This is a genomic window from Paraburkholderia sp. JHI2823 (assembly GCF_038900695.1).
GTDB lineage: Bacteria > Pseudomonadota > Gammaproteobacteria > Burkholderiales > Burkholderiaceae > Paraburkholderia > Paraburkholderia mimosarum.
Map to the genome: position 1 here is coordinate 61,745 of NZ_JAYMRY010000033.1, position 19,528 is coordinate 81,272.

17 protein-coding genes are annotated in these 19,528 nt (G+C 66.1%); 1 reads left to right on the forward strand and 16 read right to left on the reverse strand.

The window, feature by feature from the left end:
• Nucleotides 1-7: 7 nt before the first annotated feature.
• The 10 genes from VSR34_RS28160 to VSR34_RS28205 all read right to left on the reverse strand — a co-directional run bounded on the left by VSR34_RS28160 (nt 8) and on the right by VSR34_RS28205 (nt 10,191).
• Nucleotides 8-832 carry an alpha/beta hydrolase gene (locus VSR34_RS28160; protein ID WP_342964132.1) on the reverse strand — a complete coding sequence of 275 codons (825 nt, stop codon included), beginning with the start codon at nt 830-832 and terminating at the stop codon, nt 8-10.
• Between the two features lie 386 nt (nt 833-1,218).
• Nucleotides 1,219-1,533 carry a hypothetical protein gene (locus tag VSR34_RS28165; protein WP_028211202.1) on the reverse strand — a complete coding sequence of 105 codons (315 nt, stop codon included), beginning with the start codon at nt 1,531-1,533 and terminating at the stop codon, nt 1,219-1,221.
• Between the two features lie 551 nt (nt 1,534-2,084).
• The gene (locus VSR34_RS28170) at nt 2,085-2,825 is read right to left on the reverse strand and encodes an aspartate/glutamate racemase family protein (protein ID WP_028211203.1); all 741 of its coding nucleotides are present in this window, start codon (nt 2,823-2,825) and stop codon (nt 2,085-2,087) included.
• On the reverse strand, nt 2,822-4,039 hold the full coding sequence (locus VSR34_RS28175; protein WP_342964133.1) for a DUF917 family protein: 1,218 nt from the start codon (nt 4,037-4,039) through the stop codon (nt 2,822-2,824). Before VSR34_RS28175 ends, VSR34_RS28170 begins: the two co-directional genes overlap by 4 nt.
• Nucleotides 4,029-6,347, reverse strand: a complete 2,319-nt coding sequence (locus tag VSR34_RS28180; protein ID WP_342964134.1) for a sigma 54-interacting transcriptional regulator — start codon at nt 6,345-6,347, stop codon at nt 4,029-4,031. The genes VSR34_RS28175 and VSR34_RS28180 overlap by 11 nt, the downstream gene beginning before the upstream one ends.
• 35 nt (nt 6,348-6,382) lie before the next feature.
• On the reverse strand, nt 6,383-6,619 hold the full coding sequence (locus tag VSR34_RS28185) for a hypothetical protein (protein WP_155836820.1): 237 nt from the start codon (nt 6,617-6,619) through the stop codon (nt 6,383-6,385).
• 161 nt (nt 6,620-6,780) lie between these two features.
• The gene (locus VSR34_RS28190; protein WP_028211205.1) at nt 6,781-7,038 is read right to left on the reverse strand and encodes a hypothetical protein; all 258 of its coding nucleotides are present in this window, start codon (nt 7,036-7,038) and stop codon (nt 6,781-6,783) included.
• A 228-nt stretch (nt 7,039-7,266) separates the two neighbouring features.
• Nucleotides 7,267-8,166 (reverse strand): sulfonate ABC transporter substrate-binding protein, encoded by a 900-nt coding sequence (locus VSR34_RS28195; RefSeq protein ID WP_244145297.1) that lies wholly within the window; start codon nt 8,164-8,166, stop codon nt 7,267-7,269.
• Nucleotides 8,167-8,461: 295 nt separating this feature from the next.
• On the reverse strand, nt 8,462-9,586 hold the full coding sequence (locus tag VSR34_RS28200) for a CmpA/NrtA family ABC transporter substrate-binding protein (RefSeq protein ID WP_028230161.1): 1,125 nt from the start codon (nt 9,584-9,586) through the stop codon (nt 8,462-8,464).
• Between the two features lie 20 nt (nt 9,587-9,606).
• Nucleotides 9,607-10,191, reverse strand: a complete 585-nt coding sequence (locus VSR34_RS28205; RefSeq protein ID WP_028230162.1) for an ANTAR domain-containing protein — start codon at nt 10,189-10,191, stop codon at nt 9,607-9,609.
• Between the two features lie 421 nt (nt 10,192-10,612).
• On the opposite strand from VSR34_RS28205, the gene sulP reads away from it, so the two are divergent.
• Nucleotides 10,613-12,379, forward strand: a complete 1,767-nt coding sequence (gene sulP / locus VSR34_RS28210; RefSeq protein ID WP_342964135.1) for a sulfate permease — start codon at nt 10,613-10,615, stop codon at nt 12,377-12,379.
• 29 nt (nt 12,380-12,408) lie between these two features.
• Here sulP and VSR34_RS28215 read toward each other — a convergent pair whose 3' ends face one another.
• From VSR34_RS28215 to VSR34_RS28240, 6 genes are all read right to left on the reverse strand, one after another.
• Nucleotides 12,409-13,428: an alcohol dehydrogenase gene (locus VSR34_RS28215; protein ID WP_342964136.1), complete on the reverse strand. Its 1,020-nt coding sequence runs from the start codon at nt 13,426-13,428 to the stop codon at nt 12,409-12,411.
• Nucleotides 13,429-13,592: 164 nt separating this feature from the next.
• The gene (locus VSR34_RS28220; protein ID WP_028230164.1) at nt 13,593-14,759 is read right to left on the reverse strand and encodes a GGDEF domain-containing protein; all 1,167 of its coding nucleotides are present in this window, start codon (nt 14,757-14,759) and stop codon (nt 13,593-13,595) included.
• Between the two features lie 489 nt (nt 14,760-15,248).
• Nucleotides 15,249-17,051: a chloride channel protein gene (locus VSR34_RS28225; RefSeq protein WP_342964137.1), complete on the reverse strand. Its 1,803-nt coding sequence runs from the start codon at nt 17,049-17,051 to the stop codon at nt 15,249-15,251.
• A gap of 6 nt (nt 17,052-17,057) precedes the next feature.
• Nucleotides 17,058-17,471 carry a MarR family winged helix-turn-helix transcriptional regulator gene (locus VSR34_RS28230; protein ID WP_028230166.1) on the reverse strand — a complete coding sequence of 138 codons (414 nt, stop codon included), beginning with the start codon at nt 17,469-17,471 and terminating at the stop codon, nt 17,058-17,060.
• Between the two features lie 119 nt (nt 17,472-17,590).
• Complete coding sequence (locus tag VSR34_RS28235; protein WP_028211212.1) at nt 17,591-18,748, reverse strand: HPP family protein; 1,158 nt, start codon at nt 18,746-18,748, stop codon at nt 17,591-17,593.
• A 287-nt stretch (nt 18,749-19,035) separates the two neighbouring features.
• Nucleotides 19,036-19,528: hypothetical protein (locus VSR34_RS28240; RefSeq protein ID WP_342964138.1), on the reverse strand; the 493-nt coding region annotated here is incomplete at its 5' end.

Consider the following 19,528-nt stretch of genomic DNA (forward strand, 5'->3'; position numbering starts at 1 on the left):
AGCCGCGTTACTTGCGGTTCAGGAACTCGAGCAGGTCGGCGTTGACCTGGTCGGCCATCGTCGTGCACATGCCGTGCGGGCCGCCCGGATAGATCTTGAGCGTCGCGTTCTTGACGATCTTCGCGGAGAGCTTGCCCGCGTCGTCGATCGGCACGATCTGGTCGTCGTCGCCGTGCAGGATGAGCGTGGGCACGTCGATCTTCTTGAGGTCTTCCGTGTAGTCCACCTCGGAGAACTCGTGCACGCAGTCATGAAGCGCGAGGATGCCGCCCCACATGCCCTGCAACCAGAACGCATCGATGGTGCCTTGCGAAACCTTCGCGCCGCTGCGGTTGAAGCCATAGAACGGCACGGCGAGATCCTTGAAGAACTGCGAGCGGTCTTCGATCACGCCCTTGCGGATGCCGTCGAACACGTCCTTGGGCAAGCCGCCCGGGTTCTTCTCGCTCTTGATCATGATGGGCGGGACCGCGCCGATCAGCACCGCGCCCGAGACGCGTTTCGTGCCGTGCCGGCCGATATAGCGCGCGACTTCGCCGCCGCCCGTGGAGTGACCGACGAGCGTGGCGTCCGTTACGTCGAGCTTGTCGAGCAGTTCGGCGAGGTCATCGGCCCAGGTGTCCATGTCGTTGCCTCGCGCCGGCTGTTCCGAGCGGCCGTGGCCGCGGCGGTCGTGCGCGATCGTGCGAAAGCCCTTCTGCGCGAGAAAGAGCATTTGGGCATCCCAGGCATCGGCGCTAAGCGGCCAGCCATGCGAGAAAACGACGGGTCGGCCGCTGCCCCAATCCTTGTAGTAGATCGACGTGCCATCGCGGGTGGTGAAGGTGCTCATCAAAATCTCCAGTTCCGGACTGCAGAATCACGAAGCGGACAGACGCCGACGCGCCGGCGCATGCGCGCGGCCGTTTGCACGGCGTCCAGGGAGGGAAATGCGGGTGGAACGTGCCGGGGCCTGCGCGTCGCGAAAAGAGGCAGGTAAGACACGCGGGTCAGTATAGAGACAATGCTTGCGCTGTGATGCGGGGGTGTGCACGCAGCGGGCGCCGTGCAGTGCCCGCCGATTGCGCCAACGATGGCGTGCAGCGCCGCATCGTCGGTGCCGCACCCATTGGGGGCCTACGGCTGAATCGCGCGCACAGGTACGTGTATCCGTGTGCATCGCAAGCCTTGCGCGAGCGCGGCGTGCGATTCGAATGCGCTGCGCGAGGAGGCCGGTCACTACGTGCCAGGCCTTTCATCGGCCAGCTGGCCCAGCAAATGATTCAGGCGATGGACCTGGGACTGCAGGATGCCCGGCGTCAAGGCAATCTGCTGCACACGGTCGATCCAGTAGCGCCGACCGAATACCGCCATGTCGTCATCGACGGTGATCGCGACTTCGAGGTGCGCGATCGCGCCGTCGATGCTCTTGATCGTATAGGGGCTTTCTCCCTGCGCCGATGTCTTCGCGTGCGGGCCCCTGGATCCGCGCTCCGCCTTGTGATGTGGGGACTTCACACGTGCGCCAGCGTTCTTTTCAATATCGACGCTCATGGTCTCGCCTTTTTAGCGTGTGCGCCGCGGAGGCTCTTCACCCTTTCGGTGTCACGCATGTGTGCCGGTTCGTTTTCGAGGCAAATCGATCGCCAGCAGTCGGCACATGGCGACTGCTGGCTCTCGAATACCACGGCCCTCTCGAAATCTGGAAAAGTCATCGCTTATTCTTCTGATTAATTTGGATTACTGATCATGCGAAGCCGGTGCGATGCGCGGATTTACGACGCTCGCGTGGCCGCCGAGCCGCCACGGCAGCGCGGGCCGCATCGGAGGTTCTCGCAGTGCGCAATCGTCTAGCAACGACCGTGCCAAGCCGCCGCGGACGGTATGACGCGGGCACGGCGACGCTTGCTGCGCGCCATAAGGACGATTTCGTCCGGGGTAAGGACAGGGTTTGGACGAAAACGTCCAATCGGCGATGTGGACGCCGCCGATGCGTCGATTCCGGCCATTTCAGCGACAGGCCGCAACGAAAGGTCGAGAGCCGGCGAAAGGGGAAGAGATCCGCCGGCAGTGCCTGCGGCGGACCTTGCCGGCGGGGATGCCGGTTACGAGGCGAGAGGCGAGGACTGCAGGCTGACCTTGCTGTAGGTCAGGCGGCTCGCGCGGACCTGCATACGCACGAGCGACACCAGGAAGCTGAAACCGGCCTGATTGGGATCGATCACCGGTACGTACACACCCAGTTCGTCTCCGAGCAGTGCCGAGACCCGACTGGCGACATCCACGAAGCCCGTGCAGCCGAGCAGGATCGACTGCGCGCCGTCTTCCTTGATCGCTTTCAGGGCGGCCTCGAACGTGCGCATGACTACCACGTCGACATTGTCGAGTTGCGCCACGGGACAGTCGATGGCGCGGATCGACGTGAACGTGTCCGCGATGCCGTAGGTTTGAGGATGGGCGCGCTGCATCGCGACCGTGCTTTGCAGGATCGTGACGATCGAGAAGCGCTGGCTCAGCATCAGCGCAGCGAACGCCGAAGCCGGGAAGCCGCCGATGATGGGAATGTCGATCACCTCCCGCGCCGCCTCGACGCCGCACATGTCGAAGTCGGTCAGCCAGATACCGTCGAAGCCGTCCTTCTCGATGGCCTGCGCGAGTTCGACCACGGGCATGCCGTTCTGCAACCAGTTGGTACGGTTCTCGATGTCGGGATGTCCCGAAGCGATGTTGCGGATTTCGACGTGCACGTCCGCCGGCACCACCGGCGCGACGGCTTTCATGATGCGTTCGTTGTACTGCGATGTGGCGACCGGTACGAGCACACAGATACGAATCGGCGAATTCACGCAGCACCCCCATGACGAATGGATTGGAGCACTTCGAGCGGCACATAGGGGCCGAGATAGCCGAGCGAGTTGAGCAGTTCCATGAAACTGTCGAGTATCAGGCCGGGTTGGCGCAGTGCCGGCTCGGCGCGCCATGCGATCAGCGTGACGGGGCGCTTGCCGATCGCGGGATTCAACGACCCGTTGTCCAGAACGAGATCGCCGTTGCTGAAGATCGACTGGCCTTCGCCGTCGACGAAGTAAGCCACGCTGTCCGGTGCCAGCACGATCGGTTGCGCTTGCGCGCTGTCCCACGCGATCAACGATTCGTTCTCGTAGATCACCGTGTAGGTGTGCGCCGCGCTGCGAATGCAGACCTGGCCGCCATCGAAGCCGCCGCCCGTTTTCCCCGCCGCCGAAACCAGCTCGCCAGGCTCGGAGATCGCTCGCGCGGCGATGCCGCAGTGCTCGGCGAGATAGCCGATCATCTGCGAAGCGCTGCGGATGCGCCCGGCGCGCACGGCGCGGCCGAGTTCCAGTGCGCGTTTGAGTGTCCCGCGCACGGGGGTGGCGCGATCGATGTCGGCCGGTGTCATGACCCACATCGCGAGGCCGCCGAACTGGCCGAACTCGGGATCGGCCACGATCGGGCGCATCATCTGCTCGACGACTGCGGAGACGTCGCGCTGATGCGACGGACCGCCGTGGTTCCCCTCGCGCGGCGTGACGTCGAGTTCGACGCACAGGCCGCCCTGGCTTACGAGCAGGGCCGGGCGCGGGTCGATTTCCGCCGCGGCGAACGTGAGCATCGGCAGTGACGGCACGGCCCTGCCCGCGCCGTCGGCGTCGATCACCGCGAGACCAAGCTTTGCCGCCACGAGTGCCGCAACCGTGAAGCCGAGGGCGCCGCTTTCGGGCGGCATCACGTAGGCGAGTTTCGTGGCCTGCGATGCGAGCCGGGTCTGCACGTTCTGCACGGCGGCTACCGGGCCCACCGGAAAGGACGTCTTGTTGATCGCTTCCGGCGCGCCGAGATACGCGACCATGACTGCCGCGCCTTCGGTGGCTTCCTCCACCGACACGACCTTGACCTTGTCAGTGGGGTAATAGTCGCCCGCGACGAAATGTTTGGCGAGGTGACGCGCGGATTCGATCGTCCCACCGCCTCCGCTGCCGAAGAACGCGGCCCCGAGCAGCAGGGGTTCCAGATCTTCCCGACTTAATTCATAGGCCATCTGCGATTCCTTTGTTGTGAGGGTCGAGGGAAACATCGCGCCGGAGTTCGGCGAGCAATACGACTGCGTCGGCAATGCGGGTGGTGGAATCGGGCGCGAGTCCGCGCAGCGCGCGTTCTAGCGTGTCGATCGCTTCGGCGTGGCGGCCGGTAGAGCGGAACAGCTCGGCGAGATAACGCGCGGCATCGACGCGCGCGGGTACCGAACCGAAAGCGAGCGAGGTGGAGAGCGCGGTGCGCAGCCCCTGCTCCGCGGCCGTCAGGTCGCCGAGCGCCCTCTGTGCGCGCGCCCGTGTAACGAGCAGCTCGCCGAGATAGACACGTTCCTGGCGGGCGAGGGTTTCGTCGACGGCGGCGGCGAGGATCGCCTCGCATTGCCGCGCGCGGCCAGCGCGTAGCAGCAGTTCGCCATGCTGCCAGGTCTTGAAGGAGTAGAACAGCGCGCCGCCGTTGCGGAGCATGTGATTGTCGTAGCCGTCGAGCATGACGGCTTCGGCTTCGTCCGCCTGGCCCAGTGCGCTCAGGTGAGCGCCGCGCAAGATCTGGCCGACGCCCCGGTAGAACGCGAAGCCGTTGGTGATCGACACCGATTCGAGTTCGCTCGCGAGCGGCCCGAGCCGCTCCCGGTCTTCGAACAGACAGGCGAGCCACGCGGCGCCCTGGAGGTTGACGGCATGCGCCAATGCGTGCGCGCCCGGCTCCGACGCGCGCAGGATCAGCATTTCCATCGCGCGTCGGGCCTGCGCGAATGCGCCGATCTGATAGGCGCAGAGTCCTTCGAAGGTCAAGGCGAGGCTCGCGAGATCGATGCCCTGCGTGCCGGTGCGCACGTCATTGCGGGCCACGTCGAGCAGATTGCCGCGCGCGAGGCAGGCGAGCGCTTCCTCGCTGTCTCCCAGCCAGAAAAGCGTGTTGGTCATCGCGAAGTGAGCTTCGTCGAGCGAGACCCTCTCGCCGCTGCTCTGGGCGCGCTGGAGCATTTCCTGAGCGGTCGCGCGGGCCTGTTTGAGCTGGAGCGTCGTCAACTGGGTCGTCCAGATGCCGAAGTGGATCGCCGCGATTTCGGCCGGCTGGCAGACGCCTTCCCCGATGGCGAGCGCGGCCGCGTAGCAGGCGGTGGCCTCCGCGTACAGCCAGCCGTGCACGCTGCGCAGGCTCATGCCGAGCAGCCGGTAGGCGTCGAACAGCAGGCGGCGCACCGTATCCTGCTCACGGCTCGTCTGGAGCACGTCGATGCAGCGGCGCAACGGCGGAATCGCCTCGGCGAAGCGCGAGCCTTCGATCAGCGCACTCGCGTTTTCAAGGCATTTATGCGCTTCGCGATGGTGTTCCTCGCGAGATTTCAGGCGGCGTTCGATCGTCTTGCGGCCCACGCCGAGCAATGCGGCGGCCGCGCTCTTGTTGCCGGCGCTGCGCTCGAGCGCGCGGTCGATCAGGAGGTCTTCGGCGGCGGCGAGTTTGTCGCGTCCTTCGAGTTGCAGCAGCATGTCCGCGAGATTCGCGCGCGACACGGAACCGGCCGTCTCGTTGACGAGAAACGGCTCGAGCGTGTCCACGTCGATCAGGGTGCCTTCCGAGAGCACGCTCAACTGGCTGATCAGGTTGCGCAACTGCCGGATATGCCCCGGCCACGTATGCCGGCTGAGGCGCCGGATGGCGCCGGGCGAGAACTCGATGCGGCGCGCGTGCTGCGAGGCGAAATGCGCGACCAGCGCGGGGATGTCCTCGACGCGCTGGTCGAGCCCGGGTACGGCCAGCACCAAGACGGCGAGCCGGTAGAAGAGGTCCTCGCGGAACAGCCCCTGGTGCGCCCGCTCGCGCAGGTCCCGGTGAGTCGCGGCGACCACGCGCCCTTCGAAGCGCAGACTCGACGAGGAACCCACCGGACGGAACGTGCGCGTTTCGAGTACGCGCAAGAGCTTGGGTTGAAGCGCGAGCGGCAGTTCGCCGATTTCGTCGAGCAACAACGTGCCCTTGCCGACCTGCTGGAAAAGTCCCGGACGGCTTTCGCCAGCCCCGGTGAATGCGCCCTTCACGTGGCCGAACAGCTCGGCTTCGACGAGATGCTCCGGAATGGCGCCGCAATTGACGTCGACGAAAGCCTGATCGTGGCGCGGACTGCGCGTGTGCACGCGGCGCGCAACCAGTTCCTTGCCCGATCCGGTCGGCCCGATGACCAGCATGGCATGATCGGTGGGAGCGACACGATCGATCATGCGGACCAGTTGGCGAAACGCCGGCGCTTCACCAATAAACGCGTCGTGGTCCGTCTTGTCTCGGGTGAATGGAACGACGGGGGAAGAACTCATTGCCAGGTGGGCTCCAGATAGACCGTGCGTGATGTTCAGTGAGAATCGACCAGAGACTCCGGTTGGATAGGGAAAGTCGATCCAAAGCCTTGCGTAATCTCCCAATTGCCCGCTTTGGCGATGCCCGCAAGCGCATTCCAGCCATGTTGCCAATATGACGTTTCAAAATATCGAACAGTGCGAGAGACGGTCCAGATGTATTCAAATGACCGCAAGCGAAGCATTCTGACTGGGGCTGCTGAAACCTGGCGAAACCCCAGGTCGAATTGCATGAACGTTGTCATTTTTCTGGGGCCGCGGCACGGTGCCCGCTCGCTCATTTGCGGCAGCAAACGACGCGTGACGGGCGTGCAAAACTACATAAAACGGGTATTCACATTCTTTCGCTGAAGCTTTGGTCTCGTTGAATGTGGGCGTTTTGATTTTCAGTCGTCTATTTTACGGCGAAATACTCAGACAAAAGGGAAAGGAAAGCGTAAGCAATACCTGAAATCATCCACCATGCAATTTGCATTTTTCGCGAATTCCCTTGCGCCGCTCGCGCAATTCTCTCATGAGCCGATCCGGAAGCGAAATGCTGGCGCGTATGCGAACGCAAGCCGGCGAGAGGATCGCCGACCTTCACGAAAACGTCGATGGCGCCTTCGATCCCGTCGTTGAGATCGTTGAGGATGCAACGCAGTCTTTGCACCCAGTGCGAGGACCGGTGCCATGAATGCGGTTTTGAAGTTCTTGCGCTAGCGAGAAGCGATTTACGCGCGCCGACGAGTGGGGCGTTCCGATCCCTGCATTGGCGGAAAGCGCGCAGTGCGGCTGCGTTGCGCCCGAATTGGCCGATGCGCTGCGGGAGCGCAATCGGCGTGAGAGGCGGGGTTGGGGTGGATGGATGAGTTGCTGCGTAGAGTGAGGAGGGCGTGCCTCAGGTCGCTTGCCAACGCGCGTCGGCGACTACGAGTTTCTTTGGTATCAGTTTGAGATCGGAGAACGTATCGGCAATCTGCTGCTGGTAGGCGAGCGTAGCGGCATCGATGGGCTGCACGCCGTAGCCGGTGCGTTTGAGGGCGACTTCGAGCGTCGATGCGTCGAGGCCGACGAGCGGCGACAACTGGGCCGCGACAGCCGGAATGTTGTCGCGCGCCCACCCGTCCACGGCGCTGACTTCCTCGACGACCGCATGAACGATGGGGGCGTGCACGTTTGCGAAGCTGCGATTCGCAATATAAAACTGCGTGTTGCGCACGAGATTTTCGCCATTCGCGATCGAGCGCGCGTTCGCCTGGCGTTCGATCGCCGCGAGGTACGGATCCCAGATCACCCAGGCGTCCACGCTCCCGCTCGTGAACGCGGCGCGCGCGTCGGCGGGAGCGAGATAAACGGGCTGAATGTCTTCGTACCTGAGGTTCGCCTTCTGCAACGCCTTGACGAGCAGATAGTGCACGTTCGAGCCTTTGTTGAGCGCCACGCGCTTGCCGCGCAGGTCGGCGGGCGTGCGGATCGGCGAATCCTGATGAACGACGATGGCCTCGCCCTGCGGTGCGGGCGGCTCGCTGGCGATGTAGACGAAATCCACGCCGCCCGCCTGCGCGAAAATGGGTGGCGTCTCGCCGACGGTGCCGACGTCCACCGCGCCGGCAGCGAGCCCTTCAAGCAATTGCGGCCCGCCAGGAAACTCGAGCCATAGCACGGTGAAGCCAAGCGGCGCGAGCCGCTTCTCCAGCGTGCGTCGTGCCTTCAGGACAACGAAGTTACCGTATTTCTGGAAGCCGATGCGCAGGACCTTGCCATCTTCCGCGCGTGCGGCGCCGCTTCGAAGCGTCATCGCGGCAGCGCCTGCGAGCCCGGTCGCGCCGCGCAGCGCGGCGGTCGTCGCGGCACCTGCGGCGAGTTTCAACAATTTGCGGCGTGTGCCGTTCGCCGAGTGGCTGTCGTGATTCCCGTGATCGTCGTTCGACATCGTGCTGTTGCCCGTTGAAAAGTTCAGGTTGAAGTGCCGCCATGCGCGGCGATGTGCCTTCCACCTTAATCTGTTTCAGCAACGGCACAACCAAGATATTGTCAAATGCTTATCTGCGGCGCGCGAGGCTCACCGACCCGCTCGGGATAAGCAGCGGCGCTCAGGCCCGGATCGGGAACCCCTCGACATAAGCGACCGGGTCTTCGCCGTCCCACACGCGAGCGTCGACGAACGGCGCTGTGACGACCTCGTGCGGCACGGCAACCCCCATTCCCGCAGCCGCCTCGCGATACAGCGCGGTCTGATTCAACCCGCGCGCAATCTCGCGATAATCGGCGCGCCGCGCAAGCATGCCCCATCGTTCGAACTGCGTAAGAAACCACACGCCTTCCGATTCGCATGGGGCGTTCACGCGGCCTTCCTCGAAGAATTTCATTCCCGGCGCGGGAGCCGCGGCATCCGCTTCGAGCCGCGCTGCGATCAGCGCGGCATCCACCCCCAGCATCTCGGGCCGGGCGAGCCACTGCGCGATCTCGCGGCGATTGCCTTCGCCGTCGAGCCAGCGGCACGCCTCCAGCATCGTGCGCACGAGCGCGCGCGCCGTGCTCGGATAGCGTGCCACGAAGTCCCGCCGGCACGCGAGCACCTTCTCCGGATGGTCCGGCCAGATCCCGCCGCTCGCGATGACGGTGCGCCCCACACCGCGCTGTTCGGCGAGTCCCGGCCACGGCTCGCCCACGCACAGGCCGTCGAGGCGGTCTTCCGCGAGCGCGGCCACCATCTGCGGCGGCGGAATCACCACGCTCTCGATATCGTGCAACGGATGCACGCCTTGCGAAGCGAGCCAGTAATACAGCCACATCGCGTGCGTGCCGGTCGGAAAGGTCTGCGCGAAGACGGGCTTGCGATCCAGCGTCGCGAGCGCGCGCGGCAGCGTGCCGTGTTCGGCGAGCGCGTTCGCGAGACGGTTGGAGAGCGAGATCGCCTGGCCGTTGCGGTTGAGCACCATGAGCACGGCCATATCGGTTTGCGGGCCGCCAAGGCCGAGCTGCACGCCATACACGAGCCCGTAGAGCGAATGCGCGGCGTCGAGCTCGCCGGACAGCAGCTTGTCGCGCAGCGCCGCCCATGAGGGCTGGCGCGAGAGTTCGAGCGTGAGCCCGTGCGCGTGGCCGAATTCGAGCAGCTTCGCGGCGACGAGCGGCGCGGCGTCGGCCAGCGGCACGAAGCCGATCTTCAAATGGGTCTTCTCGGGCGCGGCGAGAGGGAGGGTGGTGGCGTTCATGGGCGGCGCATCGTTCCTGCTCAATCGTTTCGTTCCGGCGCTTGCGTGCCCGCGACGATCTGGCGGGCGACCTCGGCGAGTTTCGCGCTCTGGTTCATCGCGCGCTTGCGCAGCGCCGCATAGGCGGCGGGCTCGGTCAGCTTCTGCTGCTCCATCAAAATGCGCTTTGCGCGGTCGATCAGCTTGCGCTCGGCCAGTTCGTTCTCGGCCTGGGTGAGGCGCTCGCGCAGTTGCGCCTCCTGCGCGAAGCGCGCGAGCGCGACTTCGAGGATAGGAGCCAGGCGCTCGCTCGCGAGCCCTTCCACGAGGTACGCGGTCACGCCGGCATTCACGGCCGAGCGAATGAGCTGCTGATTGGCGTCGTGGCTGAACATCAGCACCGGGCGCGGCGCGGTCGCGTTCATCACCGCGAGCTGTTCGAGCGTGTCGCGCGAGGGCGACTCGGTATCGATGATGATGACGTCGGGCCGCTCGCGCTCGACGACGCGATGCAGCGCTTGCGGTGTCGCGGGCTCGGCGAGCATGTCGTAGCCGAGCGTGGCGAGCGCGTCGCGCAGGTCGCCGATAGGCTTGTCGGTGTCGGTTACGAGCAGTACGCGCAGCATGGGGATGTCGTGATCGTCGGCATGGAGTCTTCGACGGTTGATCGGTGCATGGCGCGCCATCGCTGGGCGCGCATGAGGTGTAAGCAAGGAATGCGCCATCGCACGGATCGGTTGAAAAGCCTTGCGGGAAGGGCGTTTAAGCCCGACGCGCGAAAACGCGTCGGGCAAGGCTGAGTGCACCGCAGCAGTGCTCGCGCTGCCGCGGCGCACCCACTTGGCGCAGCGCTCGCGGGCGATGGACGAGAATGCGCGGATCGAAAGCGCCGCGGAGCGCTTCAGGCCGCTCCCGCCGTGGGTTTGCCTGGCACACGGTGGTTTCACTATTGTGACGAGCACATTTCAACTATGCTTTCTTTCGCACGCCTGTCGGCTCCAGGATCCCAGCGCCAGCATTCCCACGACAACTAACCGGCCCATGGAAATGGAAAGACCTGCCTCCTCACATGGACAGCCCGCAAGTGCAAACGCAAACCGGTCATGGCTGCGTTGGCTGCCGGGCGTCACATTGCTCAAGACCTACCAGAGCGCCTGGCTCTTCAACGATCTGGCCGCGGGGCTCGTACTCACCACGATGCTCGTGCCGGTCGGCATCGCCTATGCGGCGGCGTCCGGGGTGCCCGGCGTCTACGGCCTCTATGCCACCATCGTTCCGCTGCTCGCCTATGCCGTGTTCGGGCCCAGCCGCATTCTCGTGCTCGGCCCCGACTCCGCGCTGGCGGCGCCCATACTCGCCGTGGTGGTGCAGGTCGCGGGAGGCGACCCGGCGCGCGCCATCGGCGTGGCGAGCATGATGGCGCTGGTATCCGGCGTCGTCTGCGTCGTCATGGGACTGCTGCGCCTCGGCTTCATCACGGAACTGCTCTCCAAGCCCATTCGATACGGCTACATGAATGGCATCGCGCTGACGGTGCTCGTCAGCCAGTTGCCGAAGCTCTTCGCGATCTCCATCGGCGAAGCGGGGCCGATACGGGACTTGTTGAACCTGGGCCAGGCCGTTCTGCACGGCGAAGCCAACTGGTACAGCTTCGCCGTGGGTGCGGGAAGCCTCGTGCTGATCCTCGTGCTCAAGCGCTTCGACAAAGTGCCCGGCATTCTGATCGCGGTGATCGTGGCGACGCTTTCGGTGAGCCTTTTTCATCTCGACCGCCTCGGCGTGAAGGTGCTGGGCACGATTCCCCAGGGCTTGCCGGGTCTTTCGCTGCCTTGGGTGGCCGACGCGGACCTGGTCAAGATCGTTCTCGGCGGCGCGGCGGTCGCGCTGATCGCCTTCGCCGACACGAGCGTGCTTTCGCGCACCTATGCGGCGCGCTTTCATGCGCGCGTCGATCCCAACCAGGAGATGGTGGGTCTGGGCGTCGCCAACTTCGCGGCGGGCCTGTTTCAGGGCTTTCCGATCAGCAGCAGCGCGTCGCGCACGCCCGTCGCCGAAGCCGCCGGAGCCCGCACGCAACTGACCGGCGTGGTGGGCGCGCTCGCGGTGGCCGCGCTGCTCATGGTCGCGCCCAATCTGCTGCGCTATCTGCCCAACAGCGCGCTCGCCGCCGTGGTCATTGCCGCCGCGCTCGGGCTGTTCGAGATCGCGGATCTCAAGCGCATCTACCGCATTCAGCAGTGGGAGTTCTGGCTGTCGATCGGATGCTTCGCGGCCGTTGCGGTGTTCGGCGCGATTCCCGGCATCGGCATGGCCGTGCTGATCGCGGTGATCGAATTTCTCTGGGATGGCTGGCGGCCCCATTTCGCCGTGCTCGGCCGCGTGGAGGGCCTGCGCGGCTATCACGACATCGAGCGCTACCCGGAAGCCGTGCGCGTGCCGGGGCTCGTGCTGTTTCGCTGGGACGCGCCGTTGTTCTTCGCGAACGCCGAGCTGTTTCAGGAGCGCCTGATGGAGGCGGTGGAAGCGTCGCCCACGCCGGTGCGGCGCGTCGTCGTGGCGGCGGAGCCGGTCACGAGCGTGGACGTCACCTCGGCCGACATGCTGCGCGAGCTGACCCAGGCGTTGAGCGAGCGCGGCATCGCGCTGCACTTCGCGGAGATGAAAGACCCGGTGCGCGACAAGCTCAAGCGCTTCGATCTGCTCGAGCTCATCGGCCCCGATCGTTTCGATCCCACCGTAAGCAGTGCTGTCGATCGCTATGTCGAGGAAACCGGCCTCGCGAAGGACGAAGGCGGGAGGCAAGACGGGCGCTAGCACGAAGCCGGCGAGGGGCCGGCCCCGCGTCAGGCGCCGGGCCTGAGCACTACGCGAAAGCGCGCCTTGCCGCTCATCATGCGCTCATAGGCCTCGGCCGCGCGCGAGAGCGGATATTCCTCGATCATCGGCTTCACGCCTGAGAGCGCGCTGAACGCGAGCGTTTCCTGCGAGTCGGCCGCGGTGCCCGAAGGCCAGCCCTGCACGGAGTGGCGGCCCACGATGAACTGCGTGATCGGCACTTCCACGGGCTCCTCCGACACGCCAACCATGATCAGCTTGCCGTTGAGGCCAAGGCCGCCCAGCACCGCGCTCATGGCCTTGCCGCTCGTGGCCGTGGCGAGGATCACGCGTGCGCCGCCCAGCGCGAGCAAGGCTTCGGCGACGTTCTGCGCGGCGCTGTCGATGTAATGATGCGCGCCGAGCTGCTTCGCGAGCGGCGCCTTGTCCTGCCCGCGTGCGATGGCCACCGTGACGAAGCCCATCTTCCGCGCGTACTGCACGCCGAGATGGCCGAGGCCGCCAATGCCGAGGATCGCGACGACGTCGCCCGCGCGCGCGCCGCTGTGGCGCAGTGCGTTGAACGTGGTGATGCCGGCGCACAGGAGCGGCGCGGCGTCGACATCGGAGAGGTCGCCGGGCATGCGCGCGAGCGCTTCTTGCGGCGCGACCATGTAGTCGGCGTAGCCGCCGTCGTAGCTGATCCCGGGTATCTGCCCGTTCTTGCAGAGCACGAAATCGCCATGCCGGCAGTGCTCGCAATGCCCGCAGTGGCCGCCGTGCCAGCCCACGCCGATGCGCTGCCCGACCTGCCACTCTTCCACGCGCGCGCCGAGCTTTTCGATGACGCCCGCAATCTCGTGGCCCGGCACGCGCGGAAACTGCAGGCCCGGCCACTGGCCTTCCTTCGTGAGCGAATCGCTATGGCAGATCCCGCAGGCCTGCACCTTGACGAGGACGTGTCCCTCGGGCGGCTCCGGAATATCGCGCTCGACCAGTTCGAGCGGCGCGCCCGGTTCTGCTACCTGCACTGCATGCATCTTTGCCATCGTCTGCTCCCAGGAGTGAGGTTCCCGCCGGTGTTGCCGTGGCGACGTGCTGCTACCGCGACATTGTAGGACGCCGATGCGCATCGTTCGTGTTGCGCGGCGCAGGCCCGGGGGCGTTGCGGGAGACGTTTGCTAGCGTTTGGACGTTGTCGATGCCGATCCGCTCAACCTGGCTGCGCGAGGCCGCATGCGTCGACTTCCGGCGCCGTCACGACCCGGTTGCGTCCCGTCGCCTTTGCCATGTAAAGCGCCGCGTCGGCCCGCGCCAGGACGCCCGCGAGCGTGTCACCGGGCGTGAGGCCCTCGATCCCGGCGCTAAACGTGCAGCGCACACCTTCGCTGGGCGATCGTTCGATCGCAAGCCGCAGTTCGTTCGTCAACCGCGCAGCTTCGGCCTTTGACGCGTCGACGAACACGATCGCGAACTCCTCGCCGCCGAGACGCCCGAAAATGTCGCGCGGCCGCAGCCGCGCGGACACGACCGATGTGACGTGCGCAAGGATTCGATCGCCGACCGCGTGGCCAAAGCCGTCGTTGACGGCTTTGAACCTGTCGATGTCCAGAATGGCGATCGACAGCGGCTTGCCCTTTGCCAGCGCTTCGCGTAGCGAGACGTTCGCCGTCGCCATGAACGCACGCCGCATGAGAACGCCCGTCAGCTCGTCGACATTCGCGAGGCGTTCCATCCTCCGGGCGAGCCGATCGTGCGCGAGCATCACGATGCCGGTCGACATGCACGGCAACGTGACGATCGCCAGCCCGAGAAACAGAACGTTCCAGGGCGACGGTTGCAGCAATGTCGTGTGCGGCAGGCCGAACGCCACCGCGACGGCTCGCGTGACGTGAAATAGCGCGCCCAGATACGCGGCCGCGGCCACGAACCGGTAGGGATAGCGCGCACCGTCACGCGGCGCGTGACGCAGAGCCAGCGTACCCACGGCGATGCGCGCGTAGGCGAGGCAGATGGATACCAGCGTGACCCTCGCATCGACGTTCGGCGACACGCACGTGAAGTACACCAGCGCCACGAAGATGGCGACGAACGCGGCCGACTCCTCGTGGCGGGCGGCATCCTTGCCGAAAAACTGACGCGTGCCCTGCACGAGCAACAGCACCGCCGTGAGCGTGATGAGCGAGACGCCGACCATCACGAACTGTCCCGGCGCCGCGCCGACGATCAACACCCACGACGACGCAGCGGCCAACAGCGCGTGGGCCGCGCACCAGCGGCCTATGCCCGGCACCGCGGTCCGAATCAGCGAACCCAGGATGGCGACGCTCATCAGGCAAGACACGATCACGATACCTATCAGAGCGAGGGGGCTGAGCATGAGATCCGGGTAGAAAAGAAAGACAAAGCAGGATAAACGAGACGGCATTCGACGCATGAAAGCAAAACGAAATCGAATGAAGTCGCCGATATCGCTGCGGCGGCGAGCGATTATCGTATCGCATGTGCGTGTCGGGAAAATACGCGGAGATCAACGCCGGTATTGGCATCGCTGGAAAGATGCGCCGCCGGGCAATGTTCCGGCCACGCTGCTTCGTCTCGCGGATCATGCGTGCCTCGAAAAGGCGGCAGCAGGTTCGATACAAAAGTAGCGCTGATCGTGCGGGAGAATCTCGCGGTCCGGCACAAACGCGATGTGACCGCGTTTCTTCGCAATGGGCGTTGCGGCGGGCGCTAGGCGCTCTGGCAGCCGGGCGGAGAGTCGCAACTAACAGCTAAGTCCGCAGGTGCGCCGCGAGCGCAGCGGCCTGCGGCGCGCGCGCCACGATGACGAGCGGGCAGAGCGCCCGGTATCGCCTCGTGGGCTTCGTTACCCCGCCTTGCGGACCGGCGGGAAGCGGCGCCTGCTGTTGCCCATCGGAATGCGGCGGAAGCGTTCCCTTTTGTGCTCTTCCTCGAAATGCGAGAGCGACAGCATGACGAGGTCGCTGCGCGAGACGATGCCCACGAGCCGCCGCGATTCGCGCCCGGCCACCACGGGCAGGCGCTCGAGCCCGTGAATCGCAAGACGCGTGGCGATCTGGCGGCAGGTCTCTTCGGGCAGCGCCATATCGGGGGAACGTTGCGCGAGCAACGACTCGAGCGGTGTATCGAGTTCCCTCGTCGCGGCGCTTGCACGCACGGCGTCGAGCATCGCGCGATCCACCATGCCGAGCACCGCGCCGTCGCGCACCACCGGAAAGGCGCGGTGTTGCTGGTTCGCGCCGAAGTAACGCTCCAGCGCCTCGCGCACGGTGACGTTCGCGTCGATGGTGTCGACGTTGCGTGTCATCACCTCATCGACGTAATGGCGTTCGAGCGGATCGACGCCGTACTCGCGATAGATGTGATAGCCGCGCCGCGCGATCTTCTCGGTCATGATCGAGCGCTTCATGACGACCGCCGCGAAGCCGTGCGCGACGAGCGTGGCCGCAAGGAGCGGCAGCAGCGAGTTGGTGTCGTGCGTGAGGCCGAATGCGAACACGATGGCCGTGAGCGGCGCGCCGAGCGTGGCGCCGAGCGTCGCCGCCATACACACGAGTGGCCAGAGCGTCGGGTCGCTGCCGGGCAACACGTGGGAGAGCACCACGCCGAGCCCCGCGCCGAGCATGAGCAGCGGCGCGAGCACGCCTCCCGAGGTGCCCGAGCCGAGCGCGACGACCCATATCACGGCTTTCACCACGAGAATCGCAATGGCGGCCTGCAAGACGATGTGCTGATGGAGCAGGTCGCCGATCACGTCGTAGCCCACGCCGAGCGCACGCGGTTCGATGAATCCGCCGATGCCCACCACGAGCCCGCCGATGGCGGGCCACCACGACCAGTGCAGCGGCAGACGGCCGAACAGATCCTCGATCTTGTAAAGCGCGGAGGAGAGCCCCGTGGCGAGCGCGCCCGCAAGCAGCCCCGCAATGAGGCAGGAAAAGAGCGCGGTGCCATGAGGCGGCAAGGTCTGCATCGGGAAGAGCGGCGCGGTGCCGAAGAACGCCGAGCGCGCAAAACCCGCCACGGCGCAAGCGAGCGCCACGGGCAGGAAGCTGCGCGGGCGCCATTCGAACAGCAGCAGTTCGACGGCGAGCAGCACGGCCGCGACCGGCGTGCCGAACACGGCTGTCATGCCCGCCGCCGCGCCGGCCACGAGCAGCGTCTTGCGCTCCGCCGACGTCACGCGCACGCACTGGGCAAGCAGCGATCCGATTGCGCCGCCCGTCATGATGATCGGACCTTCCGCGCCGAACGGGCCGCCGCTGCCGATCACGATGCCCGACGAGAGCGGCTTGAGGATGGCCACCTTCGGTGACATCCTGCTCTTGCCGAAGAGGATGGCCTCGATGGCTTCGGGAATGCCGTGGCCGCGAATCTTCTCGGAGCCGAAGCGCGCCATCATGCCGACGATCAGCCCGCCGATCACGGGTACGACGATGACCCAGGGCCCCAGCGTGTTGAGCGCGGGCGAGCGATCGGCGAACGAGAACTGGCCAAAGAAGAACAGGTTCGTGAACCAGTGGATCAGGCTCAGCAGCACGAACGCCGCGAGCGTGGCCAGTGCGCCGATCACGGCGGCCAGCGCGCTGATGCCGGGCAGGCGTGCGTTCGCCGAGAAGTCGCGCTTGTGGGAATCGTCGGAATGCATGGTCTTTTATAGATCGATACGCGGAACGGTGAATGCGCCCTCGAGCGACTTCAATTCGGCGCGATGCAGTGCGGCGAGGCGCGCGAGCAGTTTCTCGCCGGCGGGGAGCAGATGCACTTCCACCTGGCGGCGGTCGCGTTCGCTCACGCGGCGCTCGACGAGCTCGATCGCCTCGCAGCGCGTGACGAGTGCGACCACGCCGTGATGCTGCGCCTGCAGGCGTTCGGCCAGCTCGCCAATGGTCGCCCACGAGCGGCCTGGATAGCCCTTGACGTGCAGCAGCAGCAGGTATTGCAGCGGCGTGATGCCTTCGGCCTGCGCGGCCTGCTCCGAGAAGCGCTCGAAGCGCCGCATCTGATAGCGAAACTCGGAGAGCTGTTCGAAGTCGGACTTCTCGAGGTCGCGCGCACTTTTTTTCATCGGGAGTCCATAAACGTTTGAACCTCCTAATATATCACGACATGATATTTGTCCCCGAAAAAACGCGTCATAGCAGGCTCGCGGCCGGGTGCGCGCGTGCGCATCCGGCCGTGAAGCCGTCAGGCGGGCGCTTGCTGCGGCGTCTTCGCCTGTTGATAGAGTCCCGAGATCAAGTCGGCCTGCGTGATGATGCCGGCGAGCCGGCGCTCGCTGTCGACCACCGGCACGTGATGGTGCCCGCGACCCGCGAAAATGCGCACCAGTTCCACGATTGGCGTCGTGCTCGCGACGGTCAACACGTGGGTGGTCATCAGCGTGGCGACGTGCTCACCTGCCTCGGCGTGCGGCCGGAACGCACGTGAGATCGCGTAGAGCATCAGCCGCAGCGGATGGCGCTCGCGCCCGTCGTCGACCAGGTCGGCGCGCGTCACGATCCCTTTCACGTGACGTTGTGCGTCCACGACGGGCAGCGCTTTGACATCGTGGCGCTTGAGCAGCGAGCGCGCTTCGCCGACGGTCGTCGAGGGCGTGATGCTCACCACGTTGGCCGACATCACGTCTGCACAGGTCAATTCGCCGAAGCTGCGGGCGTACGCGCGAATCTCGGCGTCGTGCAGGATGGTTTCCAGGTCGTCGGTGTCGATGTCGAGCATTTCGTCGCGCTCGCGCAGCACCGCTTCGAGGTCGCCGCGCGTAAAACCGGCTTGCGCGGGCGCGGGCCCGGGCGCCCTTGGACGGCGGGCGGCGTGGGGATAGCGATGCCCCGTGGCGGCGTGATAGACGAGCGCGCCGCCAAGCAGCAGGAACGACTGCAGCGCCACGGGCACGAACACGAATTCATAGCCGAGCGCATGGACGGCGGGGCCGCCCAGCACGGCCGTGAGCGCGACCGCGCCCGAAGGCGGATGCACGCAGCGCAGCGTGAACATCGTGACGATCGCCACGGCAATGGCCACGGCGGCGGCCGGCACGGGGTCGTGTATCCACATTGCCGCGGTCACGCCCACCGTGGCGGAAACGAGGTTGCCGCCGATGATCGACCAGGGTTGCGCGAGCGGGCTGGCGGGCACGCCAAACAGCAGCACGGCGGATGCGCCCATGGGGGCGATCAGGTAGCGCACGGCGGGATCGCCCCCCGTCAAGCGGTGCGCAAGCGCGCCGGTGAGGGCGATGCCGACCAGCGCGCCGCCGCCCGAGCGCAGGCGCTCGCGCCACGTGACGGTGGCCCTGGAGGGGGAGAAGCGGGTGAGCCAGCGGAGGACTTTGAAGCGTGACACGATCGGGAGCGCAGATGAGAACGGAAGCGGGAACGTCCCTTGGCGGGCGTCTCACGGACGGCTCGGCGCCGCCCGAAGAGCCGCGATTATATCGCAACGTGATATATATCGCGGCGCTTCATCGCGGCGAAGTACGTTGAGCACGCCGTCTGGGGCGCGATATTCGGGGACGCTGCGCTGGCCGTCGACGGGGCGACGGCGCACGGGTACGGGATGGCAGCGTCGCCGCAGCGGTCGGCGACGCTTGTCAACGCTGGCCAGTCGATATTGGCCAGCGTCAACCCGCGCTAACCAGCATGAGGGGGCTGCCCCGCGAAACGCGGCGAAGGGGCCGCGTTGGGATGGCTATCGGGGTGGTGGTGATGGCCGGCATTCGCATTGGCGTTTGCGTTCGCGTCTGCCTTGCGGCCCGGCGCGGGCGGCGGGCGGTGCTGCGCGGTGTGTGCCGGCGGGCGCCCGCCCGGCGGCGGGCGGGAGCCATGCGGCTGCGCCGCGTGCGGCGGCGTGCCGGGGGGCTGCATCGTCACCCTCACGCGCTGCGGCTCGGGCGCACGCGCGTGTTGCATCGGCAGATGCCCCTGGTTGTGCGCCATTACCACGCGCAGTTCCGCGCGGCGGTGCAGGACTTCGCCGCGCAGGTCGCCGCGGCCATAGTAGCGGCGCTGGCGACGGCCTTCAGGGTCCGTGATCCAGATGTACGTGCTGCCGCCGGCGTAGACGACATCGCGGTCGAGCACGACGGCGACATACGCGTCATACGGCTGCGGCACGTAGACGGGT

What these genes read in the sequence shown, in the direction of transcription:
- VSR34_RS28160 (WP_342964132.1), bottom strand. Translation starts at nt 832, where the DNA reads ATGAGCACCTTCACCACCCGCGATGGCACGTCGATCTACTACAAGGAT.
- VSR34_RS28165 (WP_028211202.1), bottom strand. Translation starts at nt 1,533, where the DNA reads ATGAGCGTCGATATTGAAAAGAACGCTGGCGCACGTGTGAAGTCCCCA.
- VSR34_RS28175 (WP_342964133.1), bottom strand. Translation starts at nt 4,039, where the DNA reads ATGGCCTATGAATTAAGTCGGGAAGATCTGGAACCCCTGCTGCTCGGG.
- VSR34_RS28180 (WP_342964134.1), bottom strand. Translation starts at nt 6,347, where the DNA reads ATGAGTTCTTCCCCCGTCGTTCCATTCACCCGAGACAAGACGGACCAC.
- VSR34_RS28185 (WP_155836820.1), bottom strand. Translation starts at nt 6,619, where the DNA reads ATGCAATTCGACCTGGGGTTTCGCCAGGTTTCAGCAGCCCCAGTCAGA.
- VSR34_RS28195 (WP_244145297.1), bottom strand. Translation starts at nt 8,166, where the DNA reads ATGACGCTTCGAAGCGGCGCCGCACGCGCGGAAGATGGCAAGGTCCTG.
- VSR34_RS28200 (WP_028230161.1), bottom strand. Translation starts at nt 9,586, where the DNA reads ATGAACGCCACCACCCTCCCTCTCGCCGCGCCCGAGAAGACCCATTTG.
- VSR34_RS28205 (WP_028230162.1), bottom strand. Translation starts at nt 10,191, where the DNA reads ATGCTGCGCGTACTGCTCGTAACCGACACCGACAAGCCTATCGGCGAC.
- sulP (WP_342964135.1), top strand. Translation starts at nt 10,613, where the DNA reads ATGGAAAGACCTGCCTCCTCACATGGACAGCCCGCAAGTGCAAACGCA.
- VSR34_RS28215 (WP_342964136.1), bottom strand. Translation starts at nt 13,428, where the DNA reads ATGGCAAAGATGCATGCAGTGCAGGTAGCAGAACCGGGCGCGCCGCTC.
- VSR34_RS28220 (WP_028230164.1), bottom strand. Translation starts at nt 14,759, where the DNA reads ATGCTCAGCCCCCTCGCTCTGATAGGTATCGTGATCGTGTCTTGCCTG.
- VSR34_RS28225 (WP_342964137.1), bottom strand. Translation starts at nt 17,051, where the DNA reads ATGCATTCCGACGATTCCCACAAGCGCGACTTCTCGGCGAACGCACGC.
- VSR34_RS28230 (WP_028230166.1), bottom strand. Translation starts at nt 17,471, where the DNA reads ATGAAAAAAAGTGCGCGCGACCTCGAGAAGTCCGACTTCGAACAGCTC.